The organism is Paenibacillus sp. J22P165 (genome assembly GCF_059692015.1).
In genome coordinates, this window is record NZ_JCAUAP010000002.1 from 393,707 (window position 1) to 410,847 (window position 17,141).

Genomic DNA, 17,141 nt, shown 5'->3' on the forward strand with positions numbered 1-17,141 from the left:
TTTACTACTTAAGATTTATTAACCAAGCTAGCCAAGGTCTCATCAATATAAGCCTCTTCCATTTGGCCAATTTTTTTCACAGCAATTTTGCCATCTGCCCCTATGAAAAAGGTGGTTGGATAGTCCATAACGCCGTACAACTTACGTACAACTTCATTGGCATCGAGCAGCACCGGCATATTTAGATTGTATTGTTCCATGAAACTCTGAACCGTTACTTTATTCTTGTCCACATTCACTTCCAAGAAAACGACACCTTGACTCTTCCACTTATCATATTGCTTCTGAAGATCAGGCATTTCCTCTTTACATGGTGGACAAAACGTGCCCCAGAAATTCACTAACACGACCTTCCCTTTGTAATCGGAAAGCTCATGCGTCTTACCATCTAACCCTACCAAGGAAAAGTTTGTAGCTTTCTCCCCTTGTTGCGGGTACTTCTTGCTTGCTGAAGCAGACAAATTTGTAATAATCGTAAACACACCAATAATGAGCACGATTGCAAATATCCCAATCTGTACCCACTTCTTATTACGACCCACTGTTAATCACCTTCGCTTTGTCGACAATGTTAGTTTTGAATATCGAATTATACCCTTATTATAACGAAAAGAAGGCCAATTCTTATTGGCCTTTTTGAACGTTATGTGTCCTTAGAGCTTCGTTCCTAAGCTCTTCAACCTCTTTGGGCGTCAAGTGACGATACTTCGCTCTTGGCAGACCTGTTAAGAAGATGGGACCAAATTTAATCCGCTTTAATTTGATAACTGGGAATGAAATCGCCTCAAACATCCGTCTAACTTGGCGGTTTCTTCCTTCATAAATTGTGATCTGAACGACTGACTCATTCTTCTCCATGTTCACATCCGCATACTCAACTTCTGCAGGAGCTGTCATCCCATCTTCTAACTGTATGCCCATTTTGAGCTTATCTAATAACGTGCCGTGTGGCACCCCTTTGACAGTCGCTTGATAGGTCTTCGGTACATGATGCTTAGGATGTGTCAATAAATGAGCAAACTCTCCGTCATTCGTTAGGATGAGTAAGCCTTCCGTATCATAATCCAATCGTCCGACCGGATATACACGCTCTCTGATCCCTGGCAAGAAATCAGTAACGACTTTTCGTCCTTCTGGATCTGTTGCACTCGTGATGACACCTTTGGGCTTATTTAAAATGACATAGATCTTCTTCTGTTGACCTATCGCACGTCCATCGACCCTAATTTCATCTTCTTCTGTATTCACTTTCACACCCAGCGTCGTGACGACTTCACCGTTCACTTGCACGCGTCCCGCTGTAATGATCTCTTCACATTTCCGGCGGGATGCAATCCCAGCTTCGGCTAATACTTTTTGCAGTCTTTCCATTATCCGCTTTCACCTCAAGCTAATGATAACGGACTTAACAGCAAATCTCAAGCGGCAACCCACATTAACTGACAGAAGGTGACAGAATGTTGACTTTGAGCGGCATCGTAGACACACATCTTTTTAAGAAAATACCAAATAACAAATAATAAGGGATGCAATGAAGCCCACCGCATCGGAAATTAATCCAACTTTAAGCGCATATCCGGCCTTGCGGATGCCAATTGCGCCAAAATAGACAGTAATCACATATAACGTCGTATCTGTGCTCCCTTGCACCGTTGATGCAATACGTCCAATCATCGAATCCGGTCCAAATTGTTCAATCAAATCAGTGGTAAAAGCCAACGAACCCGCTCCCGTGATCGGTCGCAAAATAGCTAAAGGCAGCACTTCCGTAGGCACGCCGATACTTTCGAAGAAAGGCCGCATCCAGCCGATCATCATGTCCATTGCACCAGAAGCGCGAAACACAGAGATCGCCACCATCATCCCCACTAAGTGCGGAATGATTTTGATCGCCGTGTCGAAGCCGTCCTTAGCTCCCTCTACAAATGATTCATAGACAGGTACTTTGCGATATGCGGCGTATAAGGGAATGAATACTATCATGATTGGGATTGCCCATGCCGAAATGAGCGAAACGAGTGCGTACATGCCGGTTCATCCTTTCAGCGGAGGGATAGGTGAGCGCGATCTACGATACCATCGATCTACGAAAATGGCCGCTGTTGTTGAGATGATAGTCGCAATGAGTGTAGTGCCTACGATTTCTGCTGGATTCATGGAATTGAAATTCATACGAATCGCAATAAGTGTTGTTGGAATTAGCGTGATACTCGACGTATTTAGTGCAAGCAGTGTAGCCATTGCCGTACTAGCTTCTTCCTTGTTAGGATTGAGCTTCTGCAGCTCCTGCATCGCTTTAATACCCATCGGTGTAGCTGCGTTGCCTAAACCTAGGATATTCGCACTCATGTTCGACATAATATAGCCAATTGCAGGGTGATTCTTAGGAACGCTTGGGAATAAGAAACGTACTGCAGGTTGAAGCAGTCTAGCTAGCTTTTGTAAAATACCCGCATCCTCGGCAATTCGCATCATGCCCATCCAGAATACCAATACACTAATTAATCCGAAACAGACCGTTACCCCATTCTTTGCCCCATCAAAAGCCGCTTGCGTAACCAATTCGATATCTCCATTAATCGCCGCGACGAGGAAACCAACGACGATAAAAAACAACCAAATCCAATTCACCATAGCTTAGCCTCCTTACAACGCGACTTTTGCCCTATACTTGCCACCGATCAATCCGCCCATTGGGAGCCAGATAGATTAAACAGTCCTTGTACAAGCATTCGGCAGATATACCCATACTTTGTTAGTATTGTTTCTTTATAAGGAAGGCTAGGTTGAAACGAAAACGTCGCTTTCTCCGGTACGGCTAACAACGGATTCGTCTTATCATAGATCGGAATCGTTTGGATCAACTTGTTCTTTAATAAGATCTGTAAAGAGCCGCGCTCCGCTAGACGATACTCTGTTGTCATCGGATCCACCGAAGTCACTTTGTGGGATAGGCTAGCATATTCACCTTCTGCAAGTGGATATTTAAAGGTTCGGCTTGCCACCCAAGGGGTTCCTTCGATCGCATCCCCTTTCTTCACTAACGTCTGCAGCGGGAAATTCGCAAAGCCGTACTGAAGCAATCTCGCGTGGTCTGCCCAGTCATCCCCATCATTCAAAGTAACAACGACAAGCTGCTGCCCGTCTCTAGTAGCTGAAGATACTAAGCAACGCTTTGCCAGCTTCGTATAACCCGTTTTTACACCGTCGGCTCCTTCGAACATGGAGAGCATCTTATTCTTGTTCAACCAGGAGTAATCCCATGTTTCGTTCGGATTAGGTACTTTCTTCAACTTCGTAGACACAATGTCTGCGAAAACACTATTTTTAAGTGCATAAGCTGTCAACTTCGCCATATCGTTCGGACTTGAGCGATGACCCTCACCTTCGTCCAGCCCTGATGGATTCGTGAAATGGGAATGATCCATCCCCAGCATTTGCGCTTTTTCATTCATCAAATAGACAAAGCCATCGACACTTCCACCGATATGCTCTGCAATTGCAGTAGCCGCATCATTGCCCGAACGCATCATGAGTCCATAGAGCATGTCATGAAGTCGCATTTCTTCCCCAAGCTTCAAATAAATTGAAGACCCTTCTTTCCCAAAAGCGTTCTTGCTGACTTTGACCATACTCCCCAGATCACCTTGCTCAATGGCAATGATCGCGGTCATAATTTTGGTCAAGCTGGCTATTCGCATAGGCGTGTCCCCTTTTTCACTATAAAGGACCCGACCTGACTCCACATCAACGAGCGAAGCACCAACAGCATTGGTATGAATGCTTGGCGGCGCGGCGTCTACATAAGACCATGGCGCGACTAATATTCCAATCAAGGCACAGCAAATGAAGAAGAACTGGTGTTTGGTTTTCATCGTTTTGGTTATCCTCCCACACGAGCGAACTTGTACACATGCTAGTTCGAATCGACAGATAAAACTTTGTACAAGTATATGCGGTTGGACGAGGGATATGTCCGAGAATTCGATGCTATCCCAAGGGAAGGGACAGATGAGCTAAAACAACAAAAAACCTGTTGAATAATCAACAGGCTAAACTTCCATATTCAATGTTGTATAGATTAGTAAGCTGTCCAACCCGCATCTGCCGTAACAACTGTACCATTCACAAAGCTAGCGTCGTCAGAAGCCAAGAATAAGGCTACCTTTGCGATTTCCTCAGGCTCACCAGCCCGTGGATTTAAGCCCATGCCAACCATCGCTCTTTCCATCCCGAACGGATTTGGCGCGGTAATGGTTGTCCCAATGTTCGTGCTTACACCACCAGGTGCAATCGCATTGCAGCGGATTCCTAGATTGGCATATTGAAACCCAACGTTTTTCGTAAAGCCAACGACCGCATGTTTGGAAGCCGTATAGGCTGCACCCGCTCTAGAGCCATTCAATCCTCCAGCAGAGGCAATATTCACAATGACACCACTTTTTCTTTCTGTAAAAATAGGAAGGACTTTACGTGTTGTTCTCATGACACCCGTCGTGTTGATTGCGAATACACGCTCCCACAGCTCGTCCGTTAAGTCCCCAGCGGGAACAAAATTATCCATGATTCCAGCATTATTTATTAAAATATCTACCGTGCCGTATTCCTTCACAGCCGTATCTATTAAAGCTTGTACGTCCTCTTCTTTCGCAACATTGGCGGCAACCGCAATGGCAGAACCACCTTTTTCTGCAATTCCCGCTACAACGGTTTGAGCCGCTTCTACCCGAAGATCCGAAACGACAACTTGCGCACCTTCCGTCGCAAACAACTCTGCGATTGCTTTCCCCATACCAGACGCTGCACCTGTAACAATAGCCACTTTTCCTGTAAGCTTCATATATAATTCCTCCAAATGAACCGTATTTTCGGTGCGAATTGAACATTGAAATGTGCCTATAGAACTTCTTACAATTGGAGTATAATAGAGGTTCAAGTTTGATACAATCAGTAAAAAACATGCTTTTGTTAGCTACTGTACAAAATGCTTTGATGTGTTCACTATCGTCAAAAAGGAATGAGCCGAAATGTCGGAAAACACTAAAAAAACGGATCGCCGCGTCGTAAGAAGCAAACTAGCTTTAAGGGAAGCACTGCTTTCGCTAATGGCTCAAAAACCGTTCTCCACCATTTCGATTACTGAAATTGTAGAATGTGCCAACTATAATCGAGGCACTTTTTATGCCAATTACGAAAGCAAAGAAGAACTGCTTGATGAAGTCATTGACAATTTGACCTTGCAATTACTTCAATCCTTCCGCGCCCCCTATGAACATGTAGAAGTGTTCCGCATCAATGAATTGACGGCCACCTCAGTCAAAATATTTGAACACTTTTATCAAAACGCTGCCATTTATACCGTCTTAACTAAAAGTGATGTTCTTCCTAAATTAAAAGAGAAGATGTTTACTGCCTTGAAAAAAATCACGCAAGAAGAACTTATCTATTCCGAACAAGATAGCGCTATTGATCAAGAGCTGCTTAGTATTTATGCGATACATGCGCTGCTCGGTCTAATTTTCCACTGGGTCGAAAGTGATTTTAAATATTCACCCGCATATATGCAGGATCAACTTATCCGATTGGTAAATTGGCGCCCAACGTCTGCCAAGACGGCAGTGAAAGGTGCAATTGATTAATGCTATGACAGGAATCATAAAGAAAAAAGCTGTCCACAAAGGACAGCTCATGATGACCAGATGCTACACAATAAAATTCTGATTCTCGACGTTGGTGACATTCGTTGAAGCGGCTGCCGCCGGTTTCGCTGACATCCCTTTAATCATACTTTGAATCTTGTCCACAACCTGCGGTGCAGAATCGATGAGTCGCTCCAGAATATGCGTTTGGTTATCTAGCGGCACGACCTTAACACCATTCTTACCCACGACTAGGAAAGCAATAGGTGTTATGGATACCCCGCCACCGCTACCGCCTCCGAAGGGCAACGCAACTTTGGCATTAAGTGCATCTCCGCGGTTCATTGACCCACTTTCGATTTCGATTTCAGAGTCAGTCACAAACTCACTGCCACCTGCCGCGAAACCAAATCCTACTTTGGAGATCGGCATAATGACACTTCCATCTGGCGTTTCGACCGGATCACCGACAATTGTGTTTACGTCGACCATTTCTTTTATATTTTCCATGGCGACTTTCATGAGGCCTTGAATCGGGTGTTCGGACATCTTCATATTCCTCCTTAGCGTTTTTCGCCATACATGCTGGCATCGAAAGCTCAAGCACAAGAACTCAAAAGAACAAATATGGTTCAGTTCTAGAGTGCCCCTAGTGGCATGGGGTTATGTACAACTCAACTCAGGATGCAGGTTTAAATCTAGCTCTGGCCTTCAGCGCGAACTGGATCCAGCTCCGAATGCCCCCTTTGACCTTAGCTGCTCGATACAATAACCGTATGCCTGCTATAACGGCAAACCATACACGGATGCGACCAGCAAACCGAAACTCCGTGGCAAATTGCTTCTCGTTATACTGTGGAATGACATCCACACGCGGCTTCGCAATCAGCTTCACATATCGAATTGTGAAGCCAAGCAGCGACGACTTAATCCCCCATACAGCACCTGTCGTAATCGCCGTTTCTGGCGCATCGCCTACTCCTACCCGTGTGATCCATTTCAGCTCCGTACACTCCACTTTGGCCAACGTTTGCTTCATCCAGCCATATAAATTCAACGTATGTACAAGGACATCTTTGGTTTCCTTGTAAAAGGTAATGACTTTATCTTTGGTAATATGCTCTCTCGTTTCATCTTTTAACTTGGCATCATGCTTCGTTACAGTTTCTGACTTAATTAAAATCCCTTGAGTGAAACCTTTGAATTGAATGATAGGGATCACATACCGATATCGCACGAGTCCAAACAGCCCCCGCATCTCTACGGAAAGCGTATCGTTATCTTTTACTCGGGAGAAATAAAACTCACCGCGCATAAAACTGCACAGTACAACGATACTGGCAATCAAAACAACCAAGACGGCCAATCCTACCCACAGCAACACTTACGCCTCCTCAGTCAAAATAAACCGGCATGTTAAAAACTCCACCTGCAGGAAAAGAACTTCTCGCAGGTGGAGTTAGTATGACCTCTAAGAGGAAATGAAATGCATGTTTGGATAAGCTTTAGTTCACGTTCACGATCTATTCCGAATGGTCGTCACTCACATCGTCCAGTGTTAATTGCTTCTGGTCTCCGCCTAAACGATCGAATAGCATGCGTGTTTCTTCCTCCAAGTCAAAATTACCTTGGAAGTTCGCTGAGTCTGGTAATTCTTGAATCGAGTTAAGACCGAAATATTCTAAGAATTGTTTGGATGTCCCATATAAGATAGGTCTTCCCACGGCGTCAGCTCGTCCAACCTCCGTAATTAAATCTTTACCCGTTAAGGTCGCGAGTGCACGATCACACTTAACGCCGCGGATCTCTTCGATCTCAACGCGCGTGATAGGCTGTTTATACGCAACGATGGACAATGTCTCTAAGGCAGCCTGAGAGAGCGAAGAACGAGACGGTGTATAAGCCAGTCGCTCAAAATAAGGAGCGTGCTCCGCCAATGTAGTCAGTTGGTATGCTCCCGCAACCTCTACGATTTGGACGCCGCGCCCTTTTCGTTTGAAATCCGTTCGCATATCTTTCAGCAAATCTTTAATCACATAAGCATCAAGCTCCATCACTTCAGCAAGTTGCTTGAGATCTAGACCTTCATCGCCAGAAGCGAAGAGAAGTCCTTCAATAATCGATTTCATCTGTTGGAAGTTGAGTGTCAAGATCGGATCCCTCCTCTTTGGCTTGAATGACGATATCTTCAAAAAGCTGGTTCTGGTAGCATGTAATTTTCTTCATTTTCATCAACTCAAGAATGGCTAGAAAAGTGACGACGATTTCTTCCCGCGTCATCTCATAATCGAATAGCTTAGAGAATAATAACTTACCACCTTTTATTTTAAGCAAATCAACAACCTCACGAATACGATCCTTTACCGAGATCTCATCGCGCCTAATTCGCGCTACGACGTTACGATTTGCAAGTTTCCGCAATGTTCGTTGAAAGGCAATTAGTAAATCAGCAACATCTAACCCTTCCACCGGATTCTCTTGAAGGTCCGGCAAATAAGACGTTAAATCCTCAGGTTCACGTGTGTATACGAGGCTGCGCTCTACCTCTTTGTCACGAAGCATATCCGCAATCGATTTATATTTCCGATATTCAATCAGCTTGGCAACAAGTTCTGCGCGCGGGTCTAAGGAGTCATCCATATCATCAAAATATTCGTCAAATTCAATGACAGGCGGCTTAGGTAACAGCATTTTGCTTTTGATGGAGAGCAGCGTGGCTGCCATAACTAGAAACTCACTTGTAATATCTAACTCTAGCTCCTGCATCGCTTGTACATACCCAAGGTATTGATCTGTAATTTCTTTGATCGGAATATTGTAAATGTCGAGTTCATTTTTATCAATCAGATGTAGCAATAGATCAAGGGGACCTTCAAATGCTTCTAACTTATACGTAACTTTCATGTCGTTCTTCCCCTTGTCATAGTGAATAAAGATGCATGATTACTTGTACAGCATATGGATAAATGCGACTGAGCGCTAATTGACCAATTGGGGTAACCATTAAAACGATTACAAGAATAAGTGCTTTTAATTCTTGTCTTGCCATCCAGCGCTGTTTCGGAGGAGAAACGAAGCCTCTCCAAATGTACCAGCCATCCAGTGGGTAGAGCGGCAGCATATGTATGAGTCCAATCATTAAATTAACAATCACACAATATTGTAAATACACGCGCCATTGTTCAATGACCATCGATTCAGCTGAAGAGCCGAGAAGAGATGGTAAATAAAAATATAACCACCAAAAAAACAGCACAAGAACGAGATTCGTCACAGGTCCCGCTAGGTAAACTAGGGTATGTGAGAGCCTTTTGTGCTTACGAAAATGGTTAGAATCAACCGGCATTTTCTTCGACCATCCATAGGGTCCGAATATAATCATCGCTAGCCCCAAGACATCTAAATGTGCCAAGGGGTTTAGCGATAATCTTTTGCTGTCTCGGGCTGTTCGATCCCCTAACCACCAAGCAATACCCGCATGAGCTGTATCATGCAGGGTCATGGCAATTAGGAAGGCAAACAGCCGAGGCAACAATGTTTCCAAATGGTAATAAGCCAGCATTACGAAGTGAATTGCTTCGTCAAATTCGCCATTTCAATTGCAGTTACGGCAGCTTCCCAGCCTTTGTTGCCTGCTTTCGTTCCTGCACGTTCAACAGCTTGCTCAATGGAATCGGTTGTTAATACACCGAAGATCGTAGGCACGCCAGTTTTCAAGTTAATCGCAGAAACACCTTTTGCTACTTCGCTGCACACATAATCAAAATGCGGCGTTGAACCACGAATAACAGCACCAAGGGTAATCACTGCGTCGTACTTACCGCTTTCCGCCATCTTTTGAGCGATAAGAGGAAGTTCAAATGCGCCAGGAACCCAAGCGATGTCAATCTCATTCTCATCCACACCATGACGTTTAAGCGCATCTTGTGCGCCGCCAAGCAGCTTGGAAGTAATGAATTCGTTGAAACGACCTACAACAATCCCATATTTTAAGTTTTGCGAAATTAAATGTCCCTCATAAATTGTAGCCATGATAAGAATCTCCTTTTCTGTTAAAGCGTATTAGTGGTTTGTGATGTGATCTATGTGATCAACTAGTAACTAAAATTAAATGCCTTTGCCGACATCGTTGAAATTCAGCATGTGGCCTAACTTCTGTTGTTTCGTTTGCAAATAACTCAGGTTATCCTTCTTGCTTTCCATCTGAATCGGAACACGCTCATCCACTTCGAGGCCATAGCCTTCCAAGCCCTTGATTTTGCGCGGATTATTCGTTAATAGGCGAAGCTTCGTAATACCAAGATCTTTTAAGATTTGAGCACCAATGCCATAATCACGAAGATCAGGAGCAAATCCAAGCTTAATATTCGCTTCTACCGTGTCTAATCCCTGCTCTTGAAGGACATAGGCTTTTAATTTATTGATTAAACCGATGCCGCGACCTTCCTGACGCATATATAATAATACACCATTGCCCTCTTCATCAATCTGTTTTAACGCAGCTTCTAGCTGTGGACCGCAATCACAACGGTGAGAGTGGAACACATCGCCTGTCAAACATTCGGAATGGACACGTACCAAAGTAGGCTTGGTCGGGTCAATCGTCCCTTTAACAAGAGCTACATGTTCTTTGTCATCCAATTGATTCGTATAAGCGATCGCTTTAAATGTACCAAAATCGGTAGGCAAATCTACTTCGACTTCACGTTTCACTAAATTTTCCTGGTGATTCCGATATTGAATCAAGTCTTGAATCGTAATGATACTCAATTCATGCTTCGCGGCAATTTCCATGAGATCAGGAACGCGAGCCATCGTGCCATCTTCTTTAATGACTTCACAAATCACACCCGCTGGGTAGGAATCACAAAGAATCGCAAGATCAATCGCTGCCTCTGTGTGACCCGCTCTACGGAGAACACCGCCTTTTTTGGCGATCAAAGGAAAAATGTGACCTGGTCGACGGAAATCCTGCGGTTTCGTCGTTGGATCAATCAAACCTTGAATCGTTCTAGAACGCTCATGGGCCGAAATTCCCGTGCTTGTATCTGTATGATCAACCGAGACCGTAAAAGCTGTACCATGATAATCCGTGTTACGCGCTACCATCGGCGGCAAATCAAGCTCCCTAGCTCTATCTTCAGTAATCGGTGTGCAGACAAGTCCACGTCCTTCTTTGATCATGAAGTTGATCACTTCTGGGGTCGTTTTATCTGCGAGGGCAATAAAATCGCCTTCGTTTTCCCGATCCTCATCATCCACAACAATAACTACTTTCCCTAATTTCAAATCTGTAAGGGCTTCTTCAATCGTGTTAAACCTAATAGGTTGTGTCATATACACCTCTCCTTACATAAAGCCATTATCTGCTAGAAAGCTTGCAGTCAGTGTGCTTTTCTTAGACTCCCCGCGAACAGAAGATTCCGCAGGACCAAATTTAAGCAGTCGTTCCATATATTTGCCGAGTACATCACATTCAATGTTGACTGTGTCTCCAGCTTTTTTGTCATGTAGAACGGTTTGCGCAAGGGTGTGCGGGATAATCGAAACAGATACATCATGTTCTGTGACATCTACAATCGTTAAACTAATGCCATCAATCGTGATCGAACCACCCGGAATCATATACCGGAAAATATGTGGATTCTCCGGCTCGAATCGATACACGACAGCATTCTCTTCCGGAGTTCGAGAAACAATGGTTGCTGTTGCATCTACATGCCCCTGTACGATGTGTCCGCCAAATCGACCATTCGCAGCCATCGCTCGCTCCAAATTCACACGCGCGCCCGATTGTAGCTTGCGAAGATTCGTCTTCCGATATGTCTCAGGCATGACATCAACGGAAAAAGAATCACTATCATAGGAGATAACTGTAAGACACACGCCATTAACCGCAATACTGTCTCCTAGATGAACATCTTCTAATATTTTTTTGGCGCCAATGGTTAGTACCATCGCTTGCCCACCACTATGAATGCGGCGCATGTGGCCGATTTCTTCAACAATGCCGGTAAACATGCCACTCCTCCATTCTCTAGCTCTTATACATCGGATAACCGGTCATGCAAATGTCCGGTCCGAATTGCTCGACTCGCAGTCGGTCGAGCGTAATAGCGTCATCCATCTTCGCGTAGCCGTCGAAGTGGATGTTTACAGGTGCTGCCCCGCCACCGCCGATAATTTTCGGCGCAAACATCAGTACCAGCTTATCAATCAGGCGCCGCTCCAGCATGGCGCCATTCAATCGGCCTCCACCCTCGAGGAGGATGGAGCCGATCTCGCGCTCGCCCAGCTGCTGCATGGCGAGCGTCAGATCCACCTGCGGGCCGTCCCCGCAGGTGAGGATCGTGATGCCGCGCGCTTCAAGCGCGGCACGCCGCTCCGCGGGCGCCTGTGCGCTTGCGAGCAGGATCGTCGGCTGACGATCCTGCTCGGTGAGCACGCGGGCGCCGAGCGGGACTCGCAGCTGCGAGTCCGCGATGATGCGTACCGGCTGCACAGCCGGTACGTCGCCTCGCGTGCTCAGCTGCGGGTCGTCGGCGATGATCGTCTGGACGCCGACGAGGATACCCTGATGCCGGTGGCGCAGGGTATGAACGAAAGCACGCGACGCTTCGGATGTAATCCACTTGCTGTCGCCGGTCTTGGACGCGATGCGGCCGTCCAGTGTGCTCGCCGTCTTCATCGTCACGAATGGCATGCGTGTGACAATGAATTTGTTGAACACTTCGTTCAACTTCGCGGAATCTTCACCAAGCAAGCCTACGCTGACTTCCAAACCATGTCCACGCAGTTTGGCTATGCCTGTGCCGGCAACTAATGGATTCGGATCTGTGACCGCGACAACGACCCGAGATACGCCAGCCTCGATGAGGCGGTCACTGCATGGCGGTGTTTTACCGTAATGACTGCATGGCTCAAGTGTCACATAAGCTGTGCTGCCTTTAGCTTCCTCACCTGCCATTCGCAACGCCAGCACCTCGGCATGGCCATGTCCACGTTGGAGATGTGCACCCATGCCAACAATGCGGCCCTCTTTAACAAGCACACAGCCTACAACAGGATTAATCCCGGTTTGACCGAGTGCGCTCTCTGCCATCTGTAACGCAAGTCTCATATAGGCTTCGTCGTTCAATAGCTGCATGGATGTTCACCGCCTTCTTACGCCATTTGAATCTAATGCAAAAAAGCCCCTTCCGCTTTCGGATGGGGGCCAGAGATTGTTTAGATAACACGAATAAACACCAGCTAATACGCCTGTTGCATTTTTGATCAAATCAAACAATACCGACGAGGAAGTCTTTTCAGACAGACCTGCCGAATTTTTGTTAATGTGAAAAAATGAACAAGCATGCTAGCGAATTGGCATTCGCATTTTCCTTCTCCCATCCAGACTATACTGTCGGTCCCGGAGTTACACCAGGTCAACCGTAGCGAAGCTGTTGTCAGATACCGCTAGCTTCACAACGGGTCACGGACTGATCGCAACCATCTACATGTGTGCGAATCACCGCCGGTGTGGAATTTCACCACGCCCCGAAGGTTTTGCATACTATAAAAGAAGTAGTAACTAACCTTAGCTACTTATTTTCTTTATTAAACAAAAATTTATCACTCACGCATGAAAATTGCAAGGCCTTTTTTCATTTTTTCTGATAAAACTTGTCGGAATTCATGGATTTGGAATTCATTATTGTTGATTTAACAATGAATTCACGGTTCTAACAAGGCAATATCTGAGCAAATTGTTCCATCTTCCCAATGAGGATTCGCATAGCCTGCGGGTGCATTCAGGTACGTCAACCAGGTCATGTCGAAGCCAGTTTTATTTTTGGCCGCTAAACAAGCATTTTGAGGGGCAACACCTCTGGACACTTCCGTTAAAAAATCTTTCCGTAGCAGTGCGAAGCGTTTGATCGTACGATCGAACTCGGCTTCCTTCACGGTATTTTTCCCACCTTGTACCCATTCACCTTCAAAAATAAAAGCATAATCTTGATACGACATAGCTTTCATCTCGGCGGCTTCCGAATAATCACGTATCGCTTGCTCTTGGTATCCGTGGGACTCAGCCCACATGCCACTTATCAATCGGTGATACGGTGAAGGTGATTGCGCATAGACACGCTCAGTCCGTTTGAGCTTATCTTCAACAATGGCATACGACTCCGTGAATTCCTGCTGCCAGGGTCCCGCTCCAACTGAAGCAATTAGCCCACCCGATAGCTGAATTCTCCTATCTCGAACTTCCGCCTTGGATACACTAGCTATCAGTGCTGTTCCCTCGTAAGTTTCAAGTTTTCCGGCTACCCACGAAGACACCATATATTCGGAAAAAGTGGTGTGCGCTCCGCTATGTATTGACAACCAAACTACCTCAGGTTTGCTATCACCTGTAAGGTCCTCAATAGTCATGACCTTCGCTCTGCCATTATTCTCAGATGAAAAATTCAAACTTTGGAGGGTGAACTGATTTTCCTTAAAATCAATAACAACCCCGTATGCTTTTCTTTCCTGGATCGCACCTGTTTGCTCATTTGTTATTTCCTCCACCAGCACAGTAACCCATTCATTCGAAAGGTCATCTTGATCTAAATCCTTTTGGATGACTTCTAACGGCTCTTTCTTGGAATCGTAGGATGATACTCGAGTTTCAAGCCATTCCTTCATATCACGAATAGGTTCATGTGTTTGACTAAGCTCTAATCGAAGCTGCTCAATCATAGGTCGCCTCACCGTTACTGAGGATTCTTTAGTTTCGTCTACCTCGGTGAGTATAGACATATGTTGCGGGCTTTGAACAGTGAACGTTGTCCGCTCTCTTCCTGTCCAAGATAATAAACAGAGCATAACGATCCCTATACCTGCTCCTACATACCTTAGCCAATAATGGTTCAAATCGACATCACCTTTCATACGTATTCCCTTTTTAAGTTTGACGTATCCATAAGGGAGTAGGTTCTGGTTGAGTCGGTATTTCGAAATCAGAGGAGTTGGACTAGGTGTATATGCGTTGGAAAATTACTGGGATAGGGTCCTTGTTACTGGCGTGCCTGATGACGGGGGGAGTTGAGCTAGTGATGTATTGAGTTGATTAGTTGAAAGTGCGCTAGGAGTTGAACTGCTAGGCAATCGCGTAGTTGAGTGGCTGTGGTGCTGCGTTGTTGAGGCGTTTACGCTCTCCTGATGTGTTGGTTTACAGAGTAGCTAAGTTTTTGGGGTTCAGGGTTCAGGGATACCACTTAACTGTAAAATATACAGCTATTCCTGATGAATTCTATCAATATTCCATTTAAACGGAAAAAGTACAGTTATTTCTTCTCAAAACGCTCTTTTCTGTAAAAATAGCTAAAAATAACAGCATGAAATCCATTAATTTGGCCTTTTATCGTAAAACCCAATGAATTAACTACAGAAAATCCATCTATTCACGTAAGGCTCTCTCTACAGAAAATCCATCTATCAACCATAGCCCTCTCTCTGCAGAACCCCATCTATTTGCCTATAGTCCCAATACAAAAAACTGCCCAGACCGAAGTCCGAGCAGTTTTGTTTGCTTGTTATTATACTTCTACTACTTCTACTTTTTCCATTTTGTCTTTGCCTTTGAAAGCATCAACAAGCTCCATACCTTTGGATACTTTACCGAACACTGTGTGTCCGCCATCCAAATGTGGTTGCGGTTGGTAAGCGATGTAGAATTGGCTTCCGCCTGTGTTGCGACCCGCATGTGCCATAGCTAGGGAGCCACGCTCATGTTTGTTTGGGTTGATTTCACAGTTGATTTGGTAACCAGGGCCACCAGTACCTGTTCCAGTTGGGCAACCACCTTGTGCTACGAATCCTGGAATAACGCGGTGAAAGACAAGTCCGTTGTAGAAACCAGAGTTTGCTAGTTTTTCAAAGTTAGCGACAGTGTTCGGTGCATCTTTCTCAAAAAGATCGATGATAACCTCTCCGCCACCTGCTAGTTGGATCTTTGCTTGTTTTGCCATTGTGTGGTTCACTCCTTTAGGAAATAATATCTTATTCTACTATGAATGAGAGCATTACACAAACAGCAGAAGGAACCCTTCTTAACGAAGGGGCCTCCTACTCGTCGTATAATGCAATTAGATCGTTTTGCTTACTTGTTTCATTCTCGCTGGAATCACGTCATTGCCCACGATTTGATCAAAGGATTCACGTTTCACGACAAGGTCACTTTGGCCGTCTTTGACGAAAACAACACCTGGTCTGCGAATACGATTATAATTACTAGCCATTGAGTAATTGTAAGCTCCTGTACTTGACACCGCTAGAATATCACCAGCCGCAACCTTCGGCAGATTCACATCCCAGATCAACATGTCGCCACTTTCACAGCATTTGCCGGCAATTGAAACAACCTCAACTGGCTGCTCAGTCGCACGATTAGCAAGTCCCGCTTCATAAACAGCATCGTAAAGCGCAGGACGCGGATTGTCAGTCATTCCGCCATCCACGGCGACATACTTGCGTACCCCAGGGATATCCTTTGTTGTACCGACCGTGTAAAGCGTCGTACCTGCATCACCAACGATGCTGCGGCCCGGCTCAACCCAAATCTCAGGAAGCGGGTAACCGTTGCTGCCGAAGTTCGTTTTGATAGCATCTGTAATCGCTTTGACGTATACAGCCACTGGAAGCGGTGTATCTTCGCTAACATAACGAATACCAAAGCCACCGCCAAGGTTAATTACCTTGAACGTGACGTCTAATTCTGCGCGCACATGAATGGCGAATTCAGCCATCTTCTCAGCCGCAATACGGAAACCTTCGACTTCGAAAATTTGCGAACCAATATGCGAATGAATACCCAATAGGTCTAGATTTGAAAGCTGTGCAACCTCTTCAATTGCGCGGAATGCGGAGCCGTTCCCCAAATCGAAACCGAATTTGGAATCTGTTTGACCCGTTGAAATATATTCATGCGTATGCGCCTCGACACCTGGCGTAATCCGCAATAAAATTTTCACTTTTTGGCGTTTCTCTGCTGCGATCGCATTTAACATTTGCAGCTCGATAAAGTTATCCACAACGAAACAGCCAATTTTGGCATCAATCGCCATTTCCATTTCCGAAATTGTTTTGTTATTACCGTGGAAGTGAATACGTTCAGCAGGGAACCCCGCTTGAAGCGCTGTATATAGCTCGCCATCGGATACAACGTCCAACGACATTCCTTCTTCTTCTACGATACGGCACATAGCCATTACGCAAAACGCTTTACTCGCATAGGCTACTTGAAACTTCAGTCCAGAAGCACTGAAAGCTTCAACGAACTCACGACAGCGCTGACGTACAAGTGACTCATCAAATACATAGAGAGGCGTGCCATATTCGGCAACCAACTTCGTCGTATCGACACCGCCAATTTCGAGGTGGCCTTGGTCATTTATTTTACTGGTACCATGTAAATACATAGCTATATTTTCCCCTCTCTACTTGAACCTTCCCTATGCCAAATTCCGCTAAAGA

General features: G+C 45.3%; 19 protein-coding genes and 1 riboswitch. Of the genes, 1 reads left to right on the plus strand and 18 read right to left on the minus strand.

The features are described 5' to 3' along the window. Window positions 1-8: 8 nt before the first annotated feature. The 6 genes from AC58QM_RS05905 to AC58QM_RS05930 all read right to left on the minus strand — a co-directional run bounded on the left by AC58QM_RS05905 (window position 9) and on the right by AC58QM_RS05930 (window position 4,840). Complete coding sequence (locus AC58QM_RS05905; protein WP_497282183.1) at window positions 9-542, minus strand: redoxin domain-containing protein; 534 nt, start codon at window positions 540-542, stop codon at window positions 9-11. A gap of 82 nt (window positions 543-624) precedes the next feature. Beyond that, window positions 625-1,371: a pseudouridine synthase gene (locus AC58QM_RS05910; protein WP_310223394.1), complete on the minus strand. Its 747-nt coding sequence runs from the start codon at window positions 1,369-1,371 to the stop codon at window positions 625-627. A gap of 123 nt (window positions 1,372-1,494) precedes the next feature. Then, window positions 1,495-2,028 carry a spore maturation protein gene (locus AC58QM_RS05915; protein ID WP_497282185.1) on the minus strand — a complete coding sequence of 178 codons (534 nt, stop codon included), beginning with the start codon at window positions 2,026-2,028 and terminating at the stop codon, window positions 1,495-1,497. Between the two features lie 6 nt (window positions 2,029-2,034). Next, on the minus strand, window positions 2,035-2,634 hold the full coding sequence (locus tag AC58QM_RS05920) for a nucleoside recognition domain-containing protein (RefSeq protein WP_497282187.1): 600 nt from the start codon (window positions 2,632-2,634) through the stop codon (window positions 2,035-2,037). 47 nt (window positions 2,635-2,681) lie between these two features. Next, complete coding sequence (locus tag AC58QM_RS05925; protein ID WP_497282189.1) at window positions 2,682-3,875, minus strand: D-alanyl-D-alanine carboxypeptidase family protein; 1,194 nt, start codon at window positions 3,873-3,875, stop codon at window positions 2,682-2,684. A gap of 206 nt (window positions 3,876-4,081) precedes the next feature. Continuing rightward, complete coding sequence (locus AC58QM_RS05930; RefSeq protein WP_497282191.1) at window positions 4,082-4,840, minus strand: SDR family oxidoreductase; 759 nt, start codon at window positions 4,838-4,840, stop codon at window positions 4,082-4,084. Between the two features lie 187 nt (window positions 4,841-5,027). On the opposite strand from AC58QM_RS05930, the gene AC58QM_RS05935 reads away from it, so the two are divergent. Then, window positions 5,028-5,639 (plus strand): TetR/AcrR family transcriptional regulator, encoded by a 612-nt coding sequence (locus AC58QM_RS05935; RefSeq protein ID WP_497282193.1) that lies wholly within the window; start codon window positions 5,028-5,030, stop codon window positions 5,637-5,639. A 63-nt stretch (window positions 5,640-5,702) separates the two neighbouring features. On the opposite strand, the gene ytfJ is transcribed toward AC58QM_RS05935, so the two are convergent. The 12 genes from ytfJ to lysA all read right to left on the minus strand — a co-directional run bounded on the left by ytfJ (window position 5,703) and on the right by lysA (window position 17,086). After that, window positions 5,703-6,188 (minus strand): GerW family sporulation protein, encoded by a 486-nt coding sequence (ytfJ, locus tag AC58QM_RS05940; protein WP_497282195.1) that lies wholly within the window; start codon window positions 6,186-6,188, stop codon window positions 5,703-5,705. Window positions 6,189-6,318: 130 nt separating this feature from the next. Then, a complete protein-coding gene (locus AC58QM_RS05945; RefSeq protein ID WP_497282197.1) occupies window positions 6,319-7,023 on the minus strand; it encodes a DUF2953 domain-containing protein in 705 nt (234 codons plus the stop codon). Window positions 7,024-7,162: 139 nt separating this feature from the next. Beyond that, window positions 7,163-7,768, minus strand: coding sequence for an SMC-Scp complex subunit ScpB (scpB, locus tag AC58QM_RS05950; RefSeq protein WP_310223378.1), 606 nt, complete (start codon window positions 7,766-7,768; stop codon window positions 7,163-7,165). Further along, a complete protein-coding gene (locus AC58QM_RS05955) occupies window positions 7,752-8,543 on the minus strand; it encodes a segregation and condensation protein A (RefSeq protein ID WP_497282199.1) in 792 nt (263 codons plus the stop codon). Before AC58QM_RS05955 ends, scpB begins: the two co-directional genes overlap by 17 nt. A 16-nt stretch (window positions 8,544-8,559) precedes the next feature. Next, window positions 8,560-9,183, minus strand: a complete 624-nt coding sequence (locus AC58QM_RS05960) for a site-2 protease family protein (protein WP_497282201.1) — start codon at window positions 9,181-9,183, stop codon at window positions 8,560-8,562. Between the two features lie 17 nt (window positions 9,184-9,200). Beyond that, window positions 9,201-9,671 carry a 6,7-dimethyl-8-ribityllumazine synthase gene (ribH, locus tag AC58QM_RS05965; RefSeq protein WP_028554240.1) on the minus strand — a complete coding sequence of 157 codons (471 nt, stop codon included), beginning with the start codon at window positions 9,669-9,671 and terminating at the stop codon, window positions 9,201-9,203. A 75-nt stretch (window positions 9,672-9,746) separates the two neighbouring features. Beyond that, window positions 9,747-10,976, minus strand: a complete 1,230-nt coding sequence (locus tag AC58QM_RS05970; RefSeq protein WP_497282203.1) for a bifunctional 3,4-dihydroxy-2-butanone-4-phosphate synthase/GTP cyclohydrolase II — start codon at window positions 10,974-10,976, stop codon at window positions 9,747-9,749. Between the two features lie 12 nt (window positions 10,977-10,988). Beyond that, the gene (gene ribE / locus AC58QM_RS05975; protein ID WP_497282205.1) at window positions 10,989-11,660 is read right to left on the minus strand and encodes a riboflavin synthase; all 672 of its coding nucleotides are present in this window, start codon (window positions 11,658-11,660) and stop codon (window positions 10,989-10,991) included. Between the two features lie 16 nt (window positions 11,661-11,676). Further along, window positions 11,677-12,786, minus strand: coding sequence for a bifunctional diaminohydroxyphosphoribosylaminopyrimidine deaminase/5-amino-6-(5-phosphoribosylamino)uracil reductase RibD (ribD, locus tag AC58QM_RS05980; RefSeq protein ID WP_497282206.1), 1,110 nt, complete (start codon window positions 12,784-12,786; stop codon window positions 11,677-11,679). A gap of 229 nt (window positions 12,787-13,015) precedes the next feature. Continuing rightward, a riboswitch (FMN riboswitch) is annotated at window positions 13,016-13,190 on the minus strand. A 165-nt stretch (window positions 13,191-13,355) separates the two neighbouring features. Next, on the minus strand, window positions 13,356-14,558 hold the full coding sequence (locus AC58QM_RS05985) for a hypothetical protein (RefSeq protein ID WP_497282208.1): 1,203 nt from the start codon (window positions 14,556-14,558) through the stop codon (window positions 13,356-13,358). 647 nt (window positions 14,559-15,205) lie between these two features. Continuing rightward, on the minus strand, window positions 15,206-15,637 hold the full coding sequence (locus tag AC58QM_RS05990) for a peptidylprolyl isomerase (protein ID WP_310223365.1): 432 nt from the start codon (window positions 15,635-15,637) through the stop codon (window positions 15,206-15,208). Between the two features lie 117 nt (window positions 15,638-15,754). After that, window positions 15,755-17,086, minus strand: coding sequence for a diaminopimelate decarboxylase (gene lysA / locus AC58QM_RS05995; protein WP_497282209.1), 1,332 nt, complete (start codon window positions 17,084-17,086; stop codon window positions 15,755-15,757). Between the last annotated feature and the right edge of the window lie 55 nt (window positions 17,087-17,141).